This is a genomic window from Roseomonas populi, from assembly GCF_024594815.1.
In the GTDB taxonomy this organism is placed as follows: domain Bacteria; phylum Pseudomonadota; class Alphaproteobacteria; order Acetobacterales; family Acetobacteraceae; genus Roseomonas; species Roseomonas populi.
This window is the reverse complement of sequence record NZ_JANJOU010000001.1, coordinates 379,235-396,644: the sequence shown is the minus strand read 5'-3', so window position 1 is coordinate 396,644 and position 17,410 is coordinate 379,235. Positions and strand designations below refer to the sequence as shown.

The window sequence follows — 17,410 nt, the reverse complement described above, 5'->3', positions numbered from 1 at the left end:
CCCGGCCATGTAGGGGCGGGCGCTGCTTTGTCAGCCCGCCGCCAGCAGCGCCGCGAGATCCAGCCGTCGCGTGAACATCGCCAGCGTCCCGTCCGGGTGCCGCGGCCACTCCGCCGCCGGCCGGTCCACGTAGAGTTCCACCCCGTTCCCGTCCGGGTCGCGCAGGTAGATCGCCTCTGACACGCCGTGGTCCGAGGCGCCGTCGAGCCTGATCCCCGCCGCCAGCACCGCCTTCACCGCACGCGCGAGCGACGCGCGGTCTGGATAGAGCAGCGCGACATGGAACAGCCCCGTGGTGCCCGGGGCCGGGGGCGGCCCGTTCTCGCTCTCCCACGTATTGAGCGCGATGTGGTGGTGGTAGCCGCCCGCCGAGAGGAAGACGGCACCGGGATAACGGCAGGTCTCCTCCAGCCCGATCACGTCGCGCCAGAAGGCCAGGCCGCGCTCCAGGTTGGAGACTTTCAGGTGCGTGTGCCCGATCCGCAGCCCGGTGGGCGCGACAACAGGCTGCTGCATCGAGGCGGGACTGGTGTCGGGCATGGGCGGGCTCCCTCGTCCCCGCCAATCTGGCGCCTCCGGCACCGCGCGCCCAATCGTCATCGGGAATGGGCGGCATGGACGCCGCCAATGGGCAACGGGCCCCGCCCGGCGGGCGTTCCCCGGTGCGACCCCGACAGAGCCGGAGAATGACATGGCCAAGGATTCCGAAGGCGCCAGCCGCCGCGGCCTGCTGCGCGCGGGCGGGCTGACCGCCGCCGGCCTCGCGCTCGGCGCTGCCGGCGCACCCGGCTACCCGGCGCCCACCGAGACCGATCTCGGCGGCGTGCAGGACGGCCGCGTGCGCTTTCCCAACTGGCGCGGCGAGGCCGAGCCGCCGCCCCCGCCCGCCCCCAATCCGCTGCCGCCCGGCGAGCGCGTGGGCTACGCCATCATCGGCCTCGGCCGCATCAGCGTGGAGGAGACGCTGCCCGCCTTCGGCGAGGCGAAGATGGCCCGCCCCGTCGCGCTGGTGACGGGCAGTCCGGAGAAGGGCCGCGCCGTGGCCCGCCGCTACGGCATCCCCGAGAGCGCGGTCCACTCCTACCAGGATCTGGAGAAGCTGCGCGACAACCCGGCGGTGCAGGCCGTCTATATCGGCCTGCCCAACGCCATGCACCGCGAGTACACGGAGCGCAGCGCGGGCATCGGCAAGCACGTGCTCTGCGAGAAGCCGATGGCGACCTCGCCGGAGGACGCGGCCGCGATGGTGGCGGCCTGCGCGCGGGCGCGGGTGCGGCTGATGATCGCCTATCGCTGCCAGTACGAGCCCTTCAACCGCGAGGCCATCCGCATTGCCCGCAGCGGGGAACTGGGCAAGCTGCGCTCCATCGAGGCGACGAACGTGCAGTCCTCCGGCACGGTGGACCAGTGGCGCTTCGACCGCGCCCTGGCAGGCGGCGGCGCGCTGCCCGACATCGGCCTCTACTGCCTCAACGCCACGCGCTACATCACGGGCGAGGAGCCGAACGACGTCTTCGCGCGCATCTATTCCCCGCCCGGCGACCAGCGCTGGAAGGAGATCGAGGAGAGCGTCTCCTTCATGCTCCGCTTCCCCTCCGGCGTGATCGCCAACTGCCTTTCCTCCTACGACAGCTTCAACGACAAGAGCATGACGCTGCACTTCGAGAAGGGCACGGTGGAGATGCCGGACGCCTTCTCCTACCACGGTCAGCAGATGTACGTGTCGCGCCGGGAAGGCGGGGTGGCCGTGCGGGAGCAGAAGCGCATCGAGCCGAAGAACCAGTTCGCGCTGGAGCTGGACCACTTCGCCATGTGCGTGAAGGAGAACCGGCAGCCCCACACCCCCGGCGAGGAGGGCGCCCACGACCAGGCGCTGATGGCCGCCATCTACCGCTCCGCCGCCGAAGGCCGCCCGGTGGATCTGCCCAAGCCGCCCGGCCCCACGCGCGGGCCGGAGCCGGCCCAGGCCGGCTGATTCCCGGCGGGCGGTCGGCTTGACGGGCCGCGCGCCGGGCGGGCAGAAGGTCCCGCCCGGCGCCCCACGCGCCGGCCGCAAGCGTTAGCGTCATCCAACGCGCCCCCCGGGCCACCGGCCCCGATTGAGGCGCATTGCCCATGCAATCCGAATCCGTTTCCGCGTGGCGGCTCTGGCCGTTCGTGACCATCGTGCTCACCGGCTTCCTGGCTATTGCCATGCCGCTGCCGGTCTTCTCCCTCCGCGTTCACAACGAGTTGGGCTTCAGCCTCGTCACCGCTGGCTGGGTGGCGGGGATTCAATCCCTTGCCACCATCCTCACCCGCCAGTGGGCGGGCTCCATGATCGACCGGCGCGGACCCCGCTGGGGCGCCCTGATAGGGCTGCCGCTGGCCGTTCTCTCCGGCCTTACCTACCTCGTCTCCGCCTACATCCCAGATCCCCAGATCTCGCTCGCCGTGCTCATCGCCGGGCGGCTGATCATGGGGCCGGCGGAGAGCCTCTTCCTCATCGGCGCCATGACCTGGGGCATCCTCACCCTCGGCCCGCGCCGGACGGGGGTGGTGATGACCTGGCAGGGCATCGCCATGTTCGTGGCGATCGGCCTCGGGGCCCCCGTCGGGCTCTTCCTCATGGCGCAGGGCGGATTTGTCGCAGTGGCGCTGGCCACCGCCGCCCTGCCGCTGGTCGGGCTCGTCATCGCCCTGTCCCGGCCTTCCATCGCGCCGGTCCAGCGCGGCGGGCGCGCCTCCTTCATCGGGATGATCGGGCTGGTGTGGCGGGAAGGCCTCGCGCTCTGCCTGGGCATCGCGCCGCAGGCCGTGCTGAGCGGCTTCGTCGCGCTCTACTTCGCCAGCCAGGGCTGGGAGGGGGCGGGGCTCTCCCTCACCGGCTTCGGCATCGGCTTCATCATCGTCCGCGCCTTCTTCTCCCATATGCCGGACCGGATCGGCGGGGCGCGGGTGGCCGCCATCTCGCTAGTGGTGGAAGCGGTGGGCCAGGTGCTGCTCTGGACGGCGCCGAACGTGACGGTGGCCCTGCTCGGCGCCACGCTGACGGGCGCAGGCTTCTCCCTCATCTACCCCGCCCTCGGCGTGGAGGTGGTCCGGCGCGTGCCGGAGGCCAGCCGGGGCCTCGCCATCGCCAGCTTCAGCGCCTTCCTCGACATCGCCGTGGGCCTCTCCGGCCCGCTGGCGGGGCTGATCGTCGGGATCGGCGGCTACCCTGCCATCTTTCTGGCGGGGGCGATCGGCTGCCTGATCGGGCCGCTCCTCATCATCCGCCGCAGGCGGCCCGACACCGCCTGAGCCGGCGGGCGGACCTGGACAAGCGAAAGGGGCGGCGGATCACTCCGCCACCCCTTCGTCATTCCGGCCTGGAAGCCGCCGCGATCAGTCGACTGCGAGGCGCCGCTCGACGATCTGCCGCTTCATGTTCTTCTGCAGCTTCTCGAAGGCGCGCACCTCGATCTGGCGCACCCGCTCGCGCGAGATGTTGTACTGCTGGGAGAGCTCCTCCAGCGTCGTCGGCTCGTCCTTCAGCCGCCGCTCGATCAGGATGTGGCGCTCCCGGTCGTTCAGGGACTGCAGGGCGGAGTTGAGCAGGTCGCGCCGGTTGGTCATGTCCTCCCGGTCGGCGAGCTCCTCCTCCTGGCTCTCGCTGTCGTCCACCAGCCAGTCCTGCCACTCGCCCTCGCTGTCGGAGCGGATGGGGGCGTTCAGGCTGTTGTCCGGGCTCGCCAGGCGGCGATTCATGGACACCACGTCCTGCTCCGGCACCTGCAGCACGCGGGCGATCTTCTCCACCTGCTCCGGCTTCAGGTCGCCCTCCTCGAGGGCGGCCATCTGGCCCTTCAGGCGGCGCAGGTTGAAGAACAGCTTCTTCTGCGCGGCGGTGGTGCCCATCTTCACCAGCGACCAGGAGTGCAGGATGTACTCTTGGATCGCGGCGCGGATCCACCACATGGCGTAGGTGGCCAGGCGGAAGCCGCGGTCCGGGTCGAACCGCTTCACCGCCTGCATCATGCCGACGTTGCCTTCGCTGATCAGCTCACCCACCGGCAGGCCGTAGCCGCGGTAGCCCATGGCGATCTTGGCGACGAGCCGCAGGTGGGAGGTGACGAGCTTGTGCGCCGCGCCCTCGTCCTGGTTGTCGCGCCAGCGCTTGGCGAGGTTCAGCTCCTCGTCCGGCGCCAGCATGGGAAACTTGCGGATCTCCTGCAGATAGCGGGAGAGGTTGCCCTCGGGGGCAATCGGTATCATCGCAGTGGAAGCCATAAGAGCATCTGCCTCCTAGACCGGCCGGGCAGCCCCCGGGTGTGGCGGGCGCGCGGACGGCAAAGTCGTCGGCACGGAACATCCGTACCTCTCTTCCGCGCACCGGGCCCTGAGCCCTGAAGAACGCCTGCCACCCCCGATGTTTTCCGCCCGTTTTCGCGGACGCGAAGCGAGAATGGACCGGCGACCTTACGGCACCCTTTCGTGGCACCCGGACGCTGAAGCTGAATTGCTTGTAATCTATTCGCGCGATGTTCGCAAGCAAAACCTGACCGCGCAAGTCGGGTTAAGTCGGGTGTCACGCACCCGTGTCCAAGGCCTCCACCAGGGCCGCCATGTCCGGCGGCAGGGGCGAGGAGAAGGACAGGGGCGCCCCCGTCACTGGATGCCGGAAGCCCAGGGATTGGGCGTGCAGCGCCTGCCGTGGGAAGGCCAGCAGCGCCTCCCTAGGCCCCTCCGGCAGGCTGCGCGACACGGCTGGCACCCTGCGGCAGTACACCGGGTCCCCCACCAGCGGATGGCCGATATGCGCCATGTGCACCCTGATCTGGTGGGTGCGCCCGGTGGCCAGCCGGCAGCGGACCAGGGCGCAGGCCGTCCCCCAGGCCCGCTCCGTCGCGTAGTGGGTGAGGGCGTGCTTGCCCCCACGCGTGACCACCGCCATCCGCTTGCGGTCCGCCGGGTGGCGCCCGATCGAGGCTTCCACGCTCCCCGAGGAGGGGGAGGGGACGCCCCAGGCCAGGGCCAGGTAGCTCCGCTCCAGGTCGCGCTCTGCGAAGGCGGTGGAGAGGGCGTGGTGGGCGGCCTCCGATTTGGCCACCACCATCACCCCGCTCGTGTCCTTGTCCAGCCGGTGGACGATGCCCGGCCGCTTTTCCCCCCCGATGCCCGAGAGCTCCTCCCCGGCATGGGCGAGGATGGCGTTCACCAGCGTGCCGTCCGGGTTGCCGGGCGCGGGATGCACCACCAGCCCCGCCGGCTTGTCGAGCACGATCAGGTCCCGGTCCTCGTAGAGGATCGTCAGGTGCATGGCTTGGGGCAGGGGGGTCGCGGCCTCGGGCGGCGGGACGGAGAGCGTGTAGACCGCCCCCGGCCGCAGCGATTCCGAGGGGTCGCGCGTCACCGCCCCGTCCCGCGCCGCAAGCCCGCCCTCCACCAGCGCCTTGACGCGGGAGCGGGAGAGACCGCCCATGCCGGCGAAAGCCCGATCCAGCCGATCCCCCGCCTGCTCGGCGGTGGCGGTGAAGGAGAGGACCCCGGGCCCGTTTTCGCCCGGCTTGCCATCGGAGGTGTCGTTGCGCGCGCTCAAGATACTCGTCGCTGTCATGGGGGTGCTGATCATCGGCGGCACCGTCACGCTGGTTGTGATGATCATCCAGCGCGCCGGCAAGGCCGTTCCCGCCGCGCCGGTGGCCGCGGCCGCCGATCTCTCCCTGCGCCAGCCGCCCGGCACGCGCATCGCCGGCGTCGCGCCGGGGGCCGAAGGCCGCCTTGCCGTGTGGGTCCAGCGCCCGGACGGGGAGCGGCTGGTGATCCTGGACACGCGCAGCGGCGCCGTGCTGGGCGAGATCCGCGTCGCGGAGTGAGGTGGTGCACCGCAAGCCGCATCTGCCGGAGAAAACCTGCGCCACCTGCGGCCGGCCCTTTTCCTGGCGCCGGAAATGGGCGCGGGACTGGGACGCGGTTCGCCACTGTTCGGACGCCTGCCGGAGCGGCCGGCACCCGGCCGCGAAAAAGAACGCGGAAATCGTCCCCACCCCGCTTGCGCCCCCCGGGCATCGCGGATAGAAGCCGCCTCCACCGACGGCCCACGTCCCCATCGTCTAGAGGCCTAGGACACCGCCCTCTCACGGCGGTAACAGGGGTTCGAATCCCCTTGGGGACGCCATCCGGCTTTCTCTCGGTAAGTCAGCAGATCACGCGGTGCTCCGGCGCCGCGTTTTTTGTTTCTGGTTGCCAGATTCCACACCGGGTTCCAGCGCCTCCCGCTTCGCCTTTCCGGGCGCGCGTCCTGTCAGCCCGGTGGCGCGGGTCTGCTTCCATACCGCCTCGGCCGCGTCGATGACCCCACCAAGGATCCTCTCCAGCCGCTCGGCGCTCTCCTCCCCAGCAGGTCGCGGTCGGCGCTCCGGGCGTTGCTCCCGTCGCTCTTGTCGTTGGTGGGGCCGGTCAGGGCGCGGCCGACCTGGCTGAAAACACCCGCCAGCTTCAGCGCCATCGGGCCGGTCGCGCGACGAGACCAGCAGCTGCTCCTGCTTCCGTGCCATCCCAGGTCATCACCACGGCGACCAGGTCCAATTGCACGGTGACGGTGCCTCACGGCCCTAGCGTGGTGCCGGCCGGCTTGGGCGCGATGAGCCTGGACCCGTTCTCACCGATCATCACCATGCTGCTCGCATGCGCGACGATCGCAGGCGTCCTCTCGCGAAGGTTCATGACGCCGATACGCTTGGCCTGACCGCAGAGCAGATCGTCGCCATCAGCTCCATGTTCTTCGCCGGCCTCGCCGGGCTGCTCACCGCCCACGGCGCCATTCGCTCGCGGCGGGGCGCCATGAGCAAGGAGGACGAGGAGGAGACATGAGAGGAGATATGGCGCTGGTGACGGCGCGGCGCCGCCTCGCGCACGCCCATGCCGCCGTCAGCACTCTGACCCTGGCCGCCATGGCCATTCACCACCTTGCGGCCGGGCGTCTCATGCGCGCCGGCGACCCGATGCCTCTCCCGGCGGTGCCGGCCGTCGAGGACGCAGAGTGATCCCGAGCCGGCTTCTACTTGCCACCCAGCTTCTGGATGAGCTGTTGCAGGAGAGCGTTCGTGTCCTTCTGCTCCTTCGTCATCGCGGCCATGTGATGAACGAGCTCGGCGAGCATGGCCTCAGGAGTACGGCCACCAAACTGCGACATAAGCGACTCCAGAGCTTTGGAGCCGACCTTGTCCGACATCCGTTAAGACGATGCAATATTTGAGCGCTAGTGTGCAGCCAGCGGGATCTCATGCTCCACGGCACCTGGCCGCCACTCCGCGGGCACGGCGGCCTTCTCTTCCGCAGTTTCGGTGATGCACCGCATGAGATCTGCGGTGAGCCTCTGCGCCTCACTCAGTTCATGCGCGTGGTGGACTAGTTCGGCCAGCATCTGCTCGACGGTACGACCGGCGTTCTCGGACACTGTTTGCCTCCCGATTTTCTTGCAGTAACCAGAGCGCAACATTCCCGTCCAAGCCGGCCATTGGCAAGTGCCCAGCGGCGTCGCGTCGGGCCGATCAGTCCGTAGGTGCCGCCTTACTCAAAGGCGACCGATCTCCCACAAACCACCTAGGGCCGCTGTGAGGGCGGCGGCCGGGGATCACCCGGCCGCACTGCGAGGGCGTTCTCCCTCCGCTCGCCGGTGCGGCCCAACCCCATCGGCACCTCCATCATCCGGCTGGCATCGTCCGGCTGGCATCGTCCGGCTGGTCGGGCGGGAGGGGAACGCGCTGCTCGTCCAGGGGCTGGACTGCCCGGACGAGACGCAGCTGATCGACCTCAGGCCGAACCGCTCCGGCTTCACGCCAGTAGCGCCCCGGCAACCCGGTGGCGAAGAGGTCGAGGACCCCGCTCAGCCAGCGGGCGCGAGGGCCCGCACGTAGATCGCCGCCAGCCTCTCCAGCCCGGCCCTGTCCTCCGCGTCGAAGCGGGAGATGAGCGGGCTGTCCAGGTCGATGACGCCGAGGATGCGGCCTTCCCCGACCAGCGGCACGACCAGTTCCGAGCGCGAGGCGGCATCGCAGGCAATGTGGCCGGGGAAGGCGTGCACATCCTCCACCAGCACGGAGGCTCGGCGCGCCACCGCCGCCCCGCACACGCCACGCCCCGAGGGGATGCGGATGCAGGCCGGCTTCCCCTGGAACGGGCCGAGCACCAGCTCGTCATTCTCCCGCAGGAAGTAGAAACCCGCCCAGTTCAGGTCGGGAAGGGCGTGGAAGATCAGCGCCGCCGTGTTGGCGGCGTTGGCGATGGCGTCCGTTTCTCCGTCGAGGAGGGATCGGAGCTGCTCTCCCAGCTCGGCGTAGAGGGCCGGCTTGTCGGTGGTCTCGATCGGGGCTTCGGCGAACATGTCGTCTCCCTGCAGGCCCTGGGGCTCATTCAGCCCCGCCCTGCCACGGTCAGCCCGCCGAGGCCACCAGCACGGGCCTCTCGCGGTAGCGTTGCGGCAGGAGGCGCTGGAGCGCCGCCACCTTCGAACGGTCGTTGATGACGATGTAGGGCTGGCTGGGGTGCCGGGCCATGTAGTCCTGGTGATAGGCCTCGGCCGGGAAGAAGGGCCTGTCGGCCTCGATCCGCGTCACGATGGGTGCGGGGAAGGCGCGCGCCGCGTCGAGCTGGGCGATGTAGGCGCGCGCGATCCGGTCCTGCTCCGCATCGGCGGGGAAGATCGCGGAGCGGTACTGGGTGCCCCTGTCCGGCCCCTGGCGGTTGAGCTGCGTGGGATCGTGCGCCACGGAGAAGAAGACCTGCAGCAGCGCGCCATAGGTGACCTGCGCGGGGTCGAAGGTGACCTCCACGGCCTCCGCGTGGCCCGTGCGGCCGGTGCTGACCGTCTCGTAGTCGGCGCTGGCGCGGTCACCGCCGGCATAGCCGGACACGGCGCGGGTCACCCCGACCGTGTGCTGGAACACACCCTGCACGCCCCAGAAACAGCCGCCGGCGAAGACTGCGCGGCCCGTGCCCCCGGCCTGATCCAGGGCCGGTGCGGGAAGGGCGCGGGCTTCTTCGGCGGCCCCGGAACGGGCCAGCAGTCCGAGACCGCCGAGGGTGGCCGCGGCGCTCAGGCCGAGGAGGGCGCGGCGATCAACGCGGGGCATACCGGAGTTCCCGTATGGGGCTGGAACCGAAGAGGCGGATCTGCGCCCCAGGCACGCAGAGGTGGGCACGCAGAGGTGGCGAAGTCAGCAGGACCGCCGGGATCAGGCCTGCGCCGGCCTGAAGGCCATGGCGACGCCGTTCATGCAGTAGCGCAGCCCGGTCGGGCGCGGGCCGTCCTCGAAGACATGGCCGAGGTGTCCGCCGCAGCGGTGGCAGTGCACGGCGTCGCGGACCATGCCGTGGCTCGTGTCCCGGGTAATGTCCGCCGCGCCGTCCAGCACGGTCCAGAAGCTCGGCCAGCCCGTGCCGCTGTCGAACTTCGCCGTGGAGGAGAAGAGATCCTGCCCGCAGCCCGCGCAGGCGAAGGTGCCGCGGCGGTGCTCGTCGTTCAGCGGGCTGGAGAAGGGCGGCTCGGTCCCGCTCTGCCGCAGCACCGTGTACTGCGCCGGGGTGAGGCGGCGGCGCCATTCGGCGTCCCCGTAATTCACGGCAAAGCGCTCGGCCCGCGCGGGCCGGCTGGCGCCGAGGGCGGGCAGCGCCAGGGCGGCGGTGCAGGACAGGACAAGGCGCCTGGTCGGCATGACGGTCGGCTCCATGCGGGAGCGATGCTCCCGTGCAGCCGCTATATGTTGCCGGATACAGCCGGCTTCCAGGGCGGCGTACCCGAAACCACCGGCGGCCACCCGCGGCACACCGGCGAAACGCCGCGCGATCTCCTGCCGCGAGAGGCCGCCGGGTTCGGCGCCGTCCGGCGTCACTCGCCCGGCAGGCGCGGAGGAACGTGATCGGCTACCGGCCTTCGAAGTCCGGCCTGCGCTTGTCGAACCAGGCCTCCACCGCCTCCCTATGGTCCCGCGTCGTATGCGCCAGCGCCTGAAAGGCCGCCGACATCTCGAGCAGGGAGGAGAGCCGCATATGCTGTCCCTCGCGCAGCAGCCGCTTCGTCATGCGGAGCACCTGGGGTGGGTTGCGGGCGATGCGGCCGGCCAGCTCCCGGGCCGCGTCCATCAGCGCGCCATCCGGCACCACGCGGGAGATCAGCCCGCATTCCAGCGCCGCCCGCGCGTCCAGCCGGTCCCCCGTGAAGGCCATCTCCGCCGCCTTGGACTGCCCCACGGCGCGCGGCAGCAGCCAGGCGCCACCATCGCCGGGCACGATGCCCACGCTGACGAAGCTCTCGGCGTAGAGGGAGCTCTCGGCGCCGATGCGGATGTCGCACATGCAGGCCAGGTCCAGCCCCGCGCCGATCGCCGGGCCGTTCACCGCGGCGATCGTCGGAACGTCCAGCTCGTAGAGCGCCAGTGGGATGCGCTGGATACCCCGGCGATAGCTCTCGCGGATCTCGGCGGGTGGCATGCCGAAGCGTTCCCGCATGGACTTCAGGTCGCCGCCCGCCGAGAAGGCCGTTCCCGCCCCCGTCAGGATCACCGCGCGCACATCGGCCTCGGCCGCGATGCGCCGGCACGCCTCGGTAAAGGCCTCCGTCGTCTCGCCCTCGATGCCCAGTGCGTTGCGCCGCTCGGGCGCGTTCATGGTGAGGGTAACGACGGGCCCCTCGCGCTCGAAGATCAGGAAGTCGCTCATGCCGTTGCCTCCGGCGCTGAAGGGCCCAGATGCGCGCGCACGAAGGCCAGGGTTTCCGTCTCGTCGCCGGCCAGGAAGCGGCGGCCGAGCCAGCCGCCCCAGTGCGCCTCTCCGCCGAAGCGCACCCGGCCCGTCCGCAGCCGCTCCGTCAGGAGGTGCAGGTCCAGCTCCTCAGTGATGCCCATGGCGCCGTGCACGGCGTGGGCGATGGCGGAGACCCGCACTGCGGCTTCTCCCGTGCGCAGCTTCGCGGCGGCGACCCGCAGGGGGTTCAACCCGGCGACCCCATCCCCATCGGGCACCGAGGCGAGCTGCGCCGCCATGCGCGCGGCGAACACATCCTCCGTCATCACGCTGATCTGCTGCTGCACAGCCTGGAAGGCGGCCACGGGGCGGCCGAACTGCTGGCGCTCCCCGGCGTGGCGCACCGTGCTCTCCAGGATCCGCTCCATGGCTCCGGCCATGGCGGCCACCTCCGCCCAGGCGCCGGCGGGGAACAGGTCCGGGACGGCCAGGCGCCGCCCCGCGCCGCCGGGCCAGCGCAGGACGCGGCCGAAGGGGGAGCCAGCGCCCTCGTCCTCCGCCGCCTTCGCCATTGGCAGCAACAGCGCCCCGTTATCCCCGGGCAGCAGCACCCAGTCGGCCGCGCCGATGGCGGGCACCCGCGCCCCGCCGCCGAGCGGCTCACCGAGGAGGATCGCGCCGGGCGGGACCTCCTCCCCCGCCGCGGCGAGGGCAGCGCGGGCAAGCATCGTCTCGCCCAGCGGTAGCGGCACGGCGAAGCGCCCTGCCGCCATCAGCACGGGCAGGACCTCGGCGGCCCGCAGGCCGGCCCCGCCAGCGTCCTCTGGCACGAGTGCATCGGGGAAGCCGGCTCGCTCCAGTTCCCCCCACAGCACCTCGGGCGAGCCGCCCGCGCGGATGGCGCGCACCGCTGTGGGGTCGGCGTGGCGGGAGAACAGCTCCTCCGCGGAGCGGACCAGCAGGCTGTCCATCAGCGCAGCCCCATCCCGCGCGCGATCATGCCGCGCAGGATCTCCCGCGTGCCGCCGCGAAGCGAGAAGGAAGGCGCCATGGCCGCCGTATAGGCCAGCGTCCGCATCAGCGGCCCGGGCGGGACGGGGCCCGGCCGCGCCAGGATGTCCGCAACCACCACCGGGATCAGCTGCTCGAACTCGGTGCCGAGGTCCTTCACCAGCGCCGCCTCCACCACCGGGCTCTCGCCCTCCATCAGCCGCCCCGTTACGGCGACGGACATGGCGCGCAGCACGGCCAGGTGCGCCAGCAGGCGGCCCAGCAGCGCCTCCGCCGCCTCGCTCGCATTCCCGACCCCACTGGCCTCGCGCAGCCAGCGCGCCCACTCGTCCAGCAGCACGGCGGAGGAGAGCACGCGCTCCGGCCCGCTGCGCTCGAAGGCCAGTTCGGCGTTCACCTGTGCCCAGCCGGAACCCTCTTCCCCAATCAGCGCGTCTAGGGGCAGGAACACGTCCTCGAACACCACCTCGGAGAAGTGCGCGTCCCCCGCCAGGTCGCGGATCGGGCTGATCCGCACGCCGGGCGCGTGCAGGTCCACGATGATCTGGGAAAGGCCCTTGTGCCGGTCCGCCGCCGTGCCGCCCGTCCGCACCAGGGCGATCATGTAGTGGGAGTGCTGGGCGTTGGTGGTCCAGATCTTCGCGCCGTTCAGCCGCCAGCCATCGCCCTCGCGCACCGCGCGGGTGGTCACGCTGGCGAGGTCCGAGCCCGTGTTGGGCTCGCTCATGCCGATGCAGAAGAAGGCCTCCGCCCGGCAGATGCGCGGCAGGTAGAAGCGGCGCTGCGCCTCCGTCCCGAAGCGCTGGATCAGCGGCCCACTCTGCCGGTCCGCGATCCAGTGTGCGGAGACCGGCGCGCCCGCGGCCAGCAGTTCCTCCACCAGCACGTAGCGCGCGAAGGCCCCGCGCCCGGCGCCGCCATACTCCCTGGGGAAGGTCAGGCCCAGCCAGCCGCGCCCGGCCAGCTTCCGGCTGAACTCCGGGTTGAAGCCCATCCAGGAGCGGGCCCGGCGCTCGGGCGGGATATCGGCCACCGCGTCCCGCAGGAAAGCGCGGATCTCCGGGCGCAGCGCCTCGTCCTCCGGCGGGATGGCGGCGAGGGGGAGGGCTCCGATCATGCAGCTAATCCAGCCTCACGCCGCTCTCCGCGATCACGCGGCCCCAGCGCGCGGTCTCCTCGCGCAGGATGCGGCCGTAATCCTCGGGGGTGGAGCCCAGCGGCTCCGTGCCCTGCTCGGCCAGCTTCGCCCGCACCTCCGGATCGGCCAGGGCGCCCATCGCCGCGGCGTTCAGCCGCTCCACGATCGCGGGCGGGGTGCGCGCGGGCACCATCATGCCCTGCCAGGCGCCCACCTCGAAGCCGGGGATCAGCGTCTCGGCCACCGTTGGCACGTCAGGCAGCGGCGCCAGGCGCTTCGGGCTGGTCACGGCCAGTGCGCGCAGCCGGCCCTCGCGGATCAGGGGGAGGGCGGAGTTCACCGTGTCCGTCAGGAACTGTACCTGCCCCGCCGCGGCGTCCACCAGCGCGGGGGCACTGCCGCGGTAGCCGACATGCACCGCCTCCAACCCCTGCGACTGCAGCAGCAGGAAGGCGCCGAGATGCGTGACGTTGCCATTCCCCGCGGAGCCGTAGGAGAGCTTCCCCGGCCGCGCGCGCAGGTACTCCACGAAGCCGCGCACGTCCTGCACGGGCAGGGAGGGATTCACGGCCAGCACGAGGGGGATGGTCGCGGTCTGCACCACCGGCGCCAGGTCGCGCATCGCGTCGTAGGGAAGGCGGGTGTAGAGCGCGGGGCTGAGCGCGATGGAGGAGGTGTTGTAGAGCACCGTGTGGCCGTCCGGCTCCGCCTTCGCCACGGCCTCGTTCCCGATGTTGCCGTTGGCGCCCGGCCGGTTCTCCACGGGGATGGGCTGGCCCAGGCTGCGCGACATGCGCTCCGCCAGCACGCGCGCCACGATGTCCGTCGGCCCGCCCGGCGGGAAGGGCACCACCAGCCGGATCGGCCGCGCGGGCCAGGGGGCCGGCTGGGCCCGCGCGGCGGGCGCGGCCGCCAGGGCGGCGAGGCCCGCCAGCAGGGTGCGGCGATGGGGGTGGGTCATGCTGTCCTCTCCGCTTCCCGGTCCTGCCGGGCGGGCCCGGCCGTGGCGATCACGCCGGCGGCGCACAGCGCCTCGATGGCCTGCTCGTCCAGCCCCAGCTCCGCCGCCAGCACGGCGCGCGTGTCCTGCCCCAGGCGCGGCGGCGCGAGGCGGTAGGAGGCCGGGCTGCGGGACAGGCGGGCGGGATAGGCGATCACCTCCATCTCCGTCCCGTCCTCCCGCCGCATCCGGCGCAGCATCTCCCGCGCGGCGATCTGTGGGTCCGCCAGGATCTGGTCGATGGTGTTGATCGGCCCGCCCGGAACGCCGGCCTCCGCCATGGCGGCGAGAAGTTCGGCCGCGCGCCAGGGCGCGATGGACCGGGCCAGCTCCACCTCCAGCACGCGCCGGTCGCGCAGCCGGCCGGGATTGGTGGCGAAGCGCGGGTCGGCCGCGAGGTCGTCGCGCCCGAGCAGGACGCAGAGGGCACGGAACTGCCCGTCGCTGCCGCAGGTGACGAGGACGTAGTCGTCGGTGCAGGCGAAGTCCCGGTAGGGCACCACGTTCGGATGCGCGTTGCCCAGCCGCTGCGGCACCTCGCCGCCCACCAGGTAGTTCATCGCCTGGTTCACCAGCAGCGCCACCTGGCTGTCGAGCAGGGCGCAGTCGATGTGCTGCCCTTCCCCGGTGCGGTGGCGGTGGTTCAGCGCGGCCAGGATGGCGGTGGTCCCGTAGAGGCCGGTGAAGAGGTCGCTGACGGGAAGCCCGACCTTCACCGGCCCTTCGCCCGGCTCGCCCCCTGGGCGGCCCGTGACGCTCATCAGCCCGCTCATGCCCTGGACCAGGAAGTCGTAGCCGCCGCGCGCCGCGTAGGGGCCGGTCTGTCCGAAGCCGGTGATGGAGAGATAGATCAGGCGCGGGTTCCGTCGCAGCAGGGCCGGCGCATCCAGGCCGTACTTCGCAAGCCCGCCCACGCGGTAGTTCTCGACGAGGATGTCGGCCCCCTCGGCCAGCCGCTGGACCAGCGCCGCGCCCTCGGGCCGCGCGAAGTCGATCGCCAGGGACCGCTTGTTCCGGTTGGCGCAGAGGTAATAGGCCGCGTCGGGCCGCGCCGACCCGTCCTCCAGGAAGGGCGGGCCCCAGAGGCGGGTGTCGTCGCCCTTGCCGGGCTGCTCCACCTTCAGCACCTCGGCCCCCAGGTCGCCCAGGATCTGCGTTGCCCAGGGGGCCGCCAGGACGCGGGAGAGGTCGAGCACCTTCAGCCCGGCCAGGGGCCCGGGCAGCAGGTCTGCGTCGCGCGCATCATCCTCGCCGGCGCCGAGCTTCGCTGAATGGCCCATTCGGGCTCTTCCTCCCGGCGGCCAGAATGCAGGCCGCCACGTCAGTTTCACTTGATGAAATAGAGTTTCAGGACTAGCCTAGCAGCAGGATCCCGGGCCGGGAAACAGGGATTCGTTGCCGTTCGAGAGATCCGCAAATGCCGTCCTATGAACCCGTCACGGCCCTGCTGCGCGGCCTGGAGGTACTTCGCGCGGTGAACCGGCTGGATGGCGCCACGGTGAAGGACATCCACCACCTCACCGGCCTCAACCAGCCGGCGGTGGTGCGGATGCTGGAGACGCTGATCCATGCCGGGCTGGTGATCCGGCAGCGGGACCGGGCCGTCTACGTGCCGACCGGCCGCACGCTCGAACTCAGTGCCGGCTACGCGGCGCACCGGGAGGTGGGCATCGCCGCCACCCCGGTGATGGAGGCGTTGCGGCGGAGCGTCGGCTGGCCTTCGGATGTCGCGGTCTTCGACGGGGACGCGATGGTCGTCGCCCATACCAGCCGCGTCGAGGGGCGGCTCCTTTTCGGGCGCCGCCCCGGCTACCGGGCACCCATCCTGGCCACGTCGCTCGGCCGCGCCTTCCTCGCCTTCTGCGGGCCGGCGGAGCGCGAGCGCGCCCTGGCGCTGGCCGCCGCCTCGCCCGATCCCTGGAACGAGCCGGCGCGCGACCCGCCGCGTGCTGAGCGCTTCCTGCGCGTCGTGCGCGAGGCCGGCTTCGCCACCATGGACGACGCCTACGCCGCGCGCGAGTACGGCGGCCTGGCGAGCGCGATCGGCGTGCCCGTGTTGCTCGACGGGGTGGCCGTTGCCGCGCTGAACCTGATGTACCTCAACGAGGCGACGGAGCGGGACGAGGTCGTGCGGCGCCTGCTTCCCGTGCTGCAGGGCGCGGCGGGGGAGGTCTCAGTCGCCCTCGCGCGGTCGCGCGGCCGGGCCTGACGGCGGCGGCTCCGCGAGGGCGGCATCGCCGCGCTGGCCTTCGCGGAGGCCGGCTCGGCCGTCTCGGTCTGCGCGCGGAACGCTGCCTCGCTGGAGGAGACATGGGGCGAGATCGCCGCACGCGGAGTGGCGGCGCACGCCATGGCCTGCGACCTCGCCGATGCCGCCGTGGAGGCGCTCGGCGGGATCGACGTCCTCGTTAACAACGCCTCCGGCTTTGGTGTGAAGAATGACGAGGCTGGCTGGGTCGCGGGCCTCTCTGTGGACGTCCTCGGGACGGTCCGTGCCAGTCATGCCGCCATCCCCTTCCTTGAATCCTCAGGGGAGGGGTCAATCGTCAACGTCGCCTCGATCTCGGGCATGAGGACCTCGACGCGCACGCCGGCCTACTCGGCGGTGAAGACGCTCCTGATCAACTACGCCGGCAGCCAGGCGGCGATGCTGGCGGCCCGCAGGATCCGGGTGAACGCCGTGGCGCCGGGCTCTGGCGTCCCCAGCCCGGGCCGGCGGGCGGCGCGCCGCTCACCAGACGAAGTCCGCCGGCGCCATGGCGGCCAGGCGCGCCTCCACCTCCGCCGCCTCCCTCATCACCGCTGCCGCCAGCGCGGCCTCGCGGTCGAGGATACGCTCGGCGAGGGCGGCGACGCTGAGCGCCCCGATGGGCCGGCCACCCGGTGCGCGCACGACGGCGGCGATGCCGCCCATCCTCACCACGACCGCATCCACCAGCACGGCATAGCCACGCCCCTCGGCGCGCCCGATCGTCTCCTCGATCAGCGCCGGGGTGATGGCGGGATACTGCGATAGGCGCCGCTCGATCTGCCGCAGGGTGGCCGACCTCTCCGGCAAGGGCATCGCGGCGAGGACCGACATGCCGCTGGAGCCGACGCCGAGCGTCCGCCGGCTCCCGACCTCCTGGAACTGCGCCCGCAACGGGTACTGGCCGACCTGCAGGTCGACGCACACCATCTCCAGGCCGCTCACCACCGAGGCGAGGGCGGTGTCCTCGAACTGCCCGGCCAGTCTCTGCAGGCTGGGCCGCACCACGGCGGACCAATCGACCGGCTCGCCCACGCCCCTCGCGATCCGCGCCACCTCCGGGCCGAGGGCGTAGCGCTTGCTGGCGAGGTCCCGGACCACCAGCCCCTCCCTCGCCAGGATCTCCAGCACCCGCAGCGCGGTGGCCTTGTCCAGCCCACAATGCGCCGAGATCTCGGTCAGGCGCGTGTTGCGGCCGTCGGACATGGCCTTGAGCACCCGGCACGCCTTCTCGATGGCCCCGACCCCGTCCTTTGCCCGCATCCCATTTTGACTTTCATCTGTTGCAACTTTCTACCTTGCGAGTGTT

21 protein-coding genes, 1 tRNA gene and 1 pseudogene are annotated in these 17,410 nt (G+C 71.7%); 9 read left to right on the top strand and 14 right to left on the bottom strand.

Annotation, left to right across the window (positions count from 1 at the left end):
- Positions 1-30 precede the first annotated feature (30 nt).
- Positions 31-540 (bottom strand): VOC family protein, encoded by a 510-nt coding sequence (locus tag NRP21_RS01990; RefSeq protein ID WP_257714484.1) that lies wholly within the window; start codon positions 538-540, stop codon positions 31-33.
- A gap of 151 nt (positions 541-691) precedes the next feature.
- Here NRP21_RS01990 and NRP21_RS01985 point away from each other — a divergent pair, with 151 nt between their 5' ends.
- Together NRP21_RS01985 and NRP21_RS01980 are read left to right on the top strand one after the other, a co-directional pair.
- Positions 692-1,975 carry a Gfo/Idh/MocA family protein gene (locus tag NRP21_RS01985; RefSeq protein WP_257714483.1) on the top strand — a complete coding sequence of 428 codons (1,284 nt, stop codon included), beginning with the start codon at positions 692-694 and terminating at the stop codon, positions 1,973-1,975.
- Between the two features lie 140 nt (positions 1,976-2,115).
- On the top strand, positions 2,116-3,282 hold the full coding sequence (locus NRP21_RS01980) for an MFS transporter (protein WP_257714482.1): 1,167 nt from the start codon (positions 2,116-2,118) through the stop codon (positions 3,280-3,282).
- An 84-nt stretch (positions 3,283-3,366) separates the two neighbouring features.
- On the opposite strand, the gene rpoH is transcribed toward NRP21_RS01980, so the two are convergent.
- Together rpoH and NRP21_RS01970 are read right to left on the bottom strand one after the other, a co-directional pair.
- Entirely contained in the window at positions 3,367-4,251 is an 885-nt protein-coding gene (rpoH, locus tag NRP21_RS01975; RefSeq protein WP_257714481.1) for an RNA polymerase sigma factor RpoH, read from the bottom strand.
- A gap of 298 nt (positions 4,252-4,549) precedes the next feature.
- Complete coding sequence (locus tag NRP21_RS01970; protein ID WP_257714480.1) at positions 4,550-5,560, bottom strand: RluA family pseudouridine synthase; 1,011 nt, start codon at positions 5,558-5,560, stop codon at positions 4,550-4,552.
- On the opposite strand from NRP21_RS01970, the gene NRP21_RS01965 reads away from it, so the two are divergent.
- The 5 genes from NRP21_RS01965 (at position 5,547) to NRP21_RS01945 (ending at position 7,007) form a co-directional block, all read left to right on the top strand.
- Complete coding sequence (locus NRP21_RS01965; RefSeq protein WP_257714479.1) at positions 5,547-5,837, top strand: DUF6476 family protein; 291 nt, start codon at positions 5,547-5,549, stop codon at positions 5,835-5,837. The genes NRP21_RS01970 and NRP21_RS01965 overlap by 14 nt on opposite strands.
- Position 5,838: 1 nt before the next feature.
- Positions 5,839-6,039, top strand: a complete 201-nt coding sequence (locus tag NRP21_RS01960; protein WP_257714478.1) for a DUF2256 domain-containing protein — start codon at positions 5,839-5,841, stop codon at positions 6,037-6,039.
- Between the two features lie 24 nt (positions 6,040-6,063).
- A tRNA-Glu gene (locus NRP21_RS01955) sits at positions 6,064-6,139 on the top strand.
- A gap of 509 nt (positions 6,140-6,648) precedes the next feature.
- A complete protein-coding gene (locus tag NRP21_RS01950; protein ID WP_257714477.1) occupies positions 6,649-6,834 on the top strand; it encodes a hypothetical protein in 186 nt (61 codons plus the stop codon).
- A complete protein-coding gene (locus tag NRP21_RS01945; RefSeq protein ID WP_257714476.1) occupies positions 6,831-7,007 on the top strand; it encodes a hypothetical protein in 177 nt (58 codons plus the stop codon). Before NRP21_RS01950 ends, NRP21_RS01945 begins: the two co-directional genes overlap by 4 nt.
- Positions 7,008-7,021: 14 nt before the next feature.
- Here the strand turns inward: NRP21_RS01945 and NRP21_RS01940 are convergent, their stop codons facing one another.
- The 10 genes from NRP21_RS01940 to NRP21_RS01895 form a co-directional block, all read right to left on the bottom strand.
- On the bottom strand, positions 7,022-7,195 hold the full coding sequence (locus tag NRP21_RS01940; RefSeq protein WP_257714475.1) for a hypothetical protein: 174 nt from the start codon (positions 7,193-7,195) through the stop codon (positions 7,022-7,024).
- A gap of 27 nt (positions 7,196-7,222) precedes the next feature.
- Complete coding sequence (locus tag NRP21_RS01935; RefSeq protein ID WP_257714474.1) at positions 7,223-7,420, bottom strand: hypothetical protein; 198 nt, start codon at positions 7,418-7,420, stop codon at positions 7,223-7,225.
- Positions 7,421-7,849: 429 nt separating this feature from the next.
- Positions 7,850-8,347 (bottom strand): GAF domain-containing protein, encoded by a 498-nt coding sequence (locus NRP21_RS01930; protein ID WP_257714473.1) that lies wholly within the window; start codon positions 8,345-8,347, stop codon positions 7,850-7,852.
- 49 nt (positions 8,348-8,396) lie between these two features.
- A complete protein-coding gene (msrA, locus tag NRP21_RS01925; RefSeq protein WP_257714472.1) occupies positions 8,397-9,095 on the bottom strand; it encodes a peptide-methionine (S)-S-oxide reductase MsrA in 699 nt (232 codons plus the stop codon).
- A gap of 102 nt (positions 9,096-9,197) precedes the next feature.
- Positions 9,198-9,677, bottom strand: a complete 480-nt coding sequence (gene msrB, locus NRP21_RS01920; RefSeq protein WP_257714471.1) for a peptide-methionine (R)-S-oxide reductase MsrB — start codon at positions 9,675-9,677, stop codon at positions 9,198-9,200.
- Between the two features lie 208 nt (positions 9,678-9,885).
- Positions 9,886-10,680, bottom strand: coding sequence for a crotonase/enoyl-CoA hydratase family protein (locus NRP21_RS01915; RefSeq protein WP_257714470.1), 795 nt, complete (start codon positions 10,678-10,680; stop codon positions 9,886-9,888).
- Complete coding sequence (locus tag NRP21_RS01910; protein ID WP_257714469.1) at positions 10,677-11,675, bottom strand: acyl-CoA dehydrogenase; 999 nt, start codon at positions 11,673-11,675, stop codon at positions 10,677-10,679. Before NRP21_RS01910 ends, NRP21_RS01915 begins: the two co-directional genes overlap by 4 nt.
- Positions 11,675-12,832, bottom strand: a complete 1,158-nt coding sequence (locus NRP21_RS01905) for an acyl-CoA dehydrogenase family protein (RefSeq protein ID WP_257714468.1) — start codon at positions 12,830-12,832, stop codon at positions 11,675-11,677. The genes NRP21_RS01910 and NRP21_RS01905 overlap by 1 nt, the downstream gene beginning before the upstream one ends.
- Before the next feature lie 4 nt (positions 12,833-12,836).
- On the bottom strand, positions 12,837-13,814 hold the full coding sequence (locus NRP21_RS01900) for a Bug family tripartite tricarboxylate transporter substrate binding protein (protein WP_257714467.1): 978 nt from the start codon (positions 13,812-13,814) through the stop codon (positions 12,837-12,839).
- Positions 13,811-15,133, bottom strand: coding sequence for a CaiB/BaiF CoA transferase family protein (locus NRP21_RS01895; RefSeq protein ID WP_257714466.1), 1,323 nt, complete (start codon positions 15,131-15,133; stop codon positions 13,811-13,813). Before NRP21_RS01895 ends, NRP21_RS01900 begins: the two co-directional genes overlap by 4 nt.
- A gap of 137 nt (positions 15,134-15,270) precedes the next feature.
- On the opposite strand from NRP21_RS01895, the gene NRP21_RS01890 reads away from it, so the two are divergent.
- Together NRP21_RS01890 and NRP21_RS01885 are read left to right on the top strand one after the other, a co-directional pair.
- Positions 15,271-16,062 (top strand): helix-turn-helix domain-containing protein, encoded by a 792-nt coding sequence (locus tag NRP21_RS01890; protein ID WP_257714465.1) that lies wholly within the window; start codon positions 15,271-15,273, stop codon positions 16,060-16,062.
- Between the two features lie 24 nt (positions 16,063-16,086).
- Positions 16,087-16,536: pseudogene (locus tag NRP21_RS01885) on the top strand (SDR family NAD(P)-dependent oxidoreductase); the annotation flags it as partial.
- A gap of 48 nt (positions 16,537-16,584) precedes the next feature.
- On the opposite strand, the gene NRP21_RS01880 reads toward NRP21_RS01885, so the two are convergent.
- Positions 16,585-17,364 (bottom strand): IclR family transcriptional regulator, encoded by a 780-nt coding sequence (locus NRP21_RS01880; protein ID WP_257714464.1) that lies wholly within the window; start codon positions 17,362-17,364, stop codon positions 16,585-16,587.
- Between the last annotated feature and the right edge of the window lie 46 nt (positions 17,365-17,410).

Coding starts and splice junctions, on each gene's coding strand:
- NRP21_RS01980 (WP_257714482.1), top strand. CDS start 2,116: ATGCAATCCGAATCCGTTTCCGCGTGGCGGCTCTGGCCGTTCGTGACC.
- NRP21_RS01945 (WP_257714476.1), top strand. CDS start 6,831: ATGAGAGGAGATATGGCGCTGGTGACGGCGCGGCGCCGCCTCGCGCAC.
- NRP21_RS01895 (WP_257714466.1), bottom strand. CDS start 15,133: ATGGGCCATTCAGCGAAGCTCGGCGCCGGCGAGGATGATGCGCGCGAC.
- msrB (WP_257714471.1), bottom strand. CDS start 9,677: ATGCCGACCAGGCGCCTTGTCCTGTCCTGCACCGCCGCCCTGGCGCTG.
- NRP21_RS01915 (WP_257714470.1), bottom strand. CDS start 10,680: ATGAGCGACTTCCTGATCTTCGAGCGCGAGGGGCCCGTCGTTACCCTC.
- msrA (WP_257714472.1), bottom strand. CDS start 9,095: ATGCCCCGCGTTGATCGCCGCGCCCTCCTCGGCCTGAGCGCCGCGGCC.
- NRP21_RS01890 (WP_257714465.1), top strand. CDS start 15,271: ATGCCGTCCTATGAACCCGTCACGGCCCTGCTGCGCGGCCTGGAGGTA.
- NRP21_RS01905 (WP_257714468.1), bottom strand. CDS start 12,832: ATGATCGGAGCCCTCCCCCTCGCCGCCATCCCGCCGGAGGACGAGGCG.
- NRP21_RS01930 (WP_257714473.1), bottom strand. CDS start 8,347: ATGTTCGCCGAAGCCCCGATCGAGACCACCGACAAGCCGGCCCTCTAC.
- NRP21_RS01985 (WP_257714483.1), top strand. CDS start 692: ATGGCCAAGGATTCCGAAGGCGCCAGCCGCCGCGGCCTGCTGCGCGCG.
- NRP21_RS01880 (WP_257714464.1), bottom strand. CDS start 17,364: ATGCGGGCAAAGGACGGGGTCGGGGCCATCGAGAAGGCGTGCCGGGTG.
- NRP21_RS01940 (WP_257714475.1), bottom strand. CDS start 7,195: ATGTCGGACAAGGTCGGCTCCAAAGCTCTGGAGTCGCTTATGTCGCAG.
- NRP21_RS01950 (WP_257714477.1), top strand. CDS start 6,649: ATGCGCGACGATCGCAGGCGTCCTCTCGCGAAGGTTCATGACGCCGAT.
- NRP21_RS01900 (WP_257714467.1), bottom strand. CDS start 13,814: ATGACCCACCCCCATCGCCGCACCCTGCTGGCGGGCCTCGCCGCCCTG.
- NRP21_RS01910 (WP_257714469.1), bottom strand. CDS start 11,675: ATGGACAGCCTGCTGGTCCGCTCCGCGGAGGAGCTGTTCTCCCGCCAC.
- NRP21_RS01990 (WP_257714484.1), bottom strand. CDS start 540: ATGCCCGACACCAGTCCCGCCTCGATGCAGCAGCCTGTTGTCGCGCCC.
- rpoH (WP_257714481.1), bottom strand. CDS start 4,251: ATGGCTTCCACTGCGATGATACCGATTGCCCCCGAGGGCAACCTCTCC.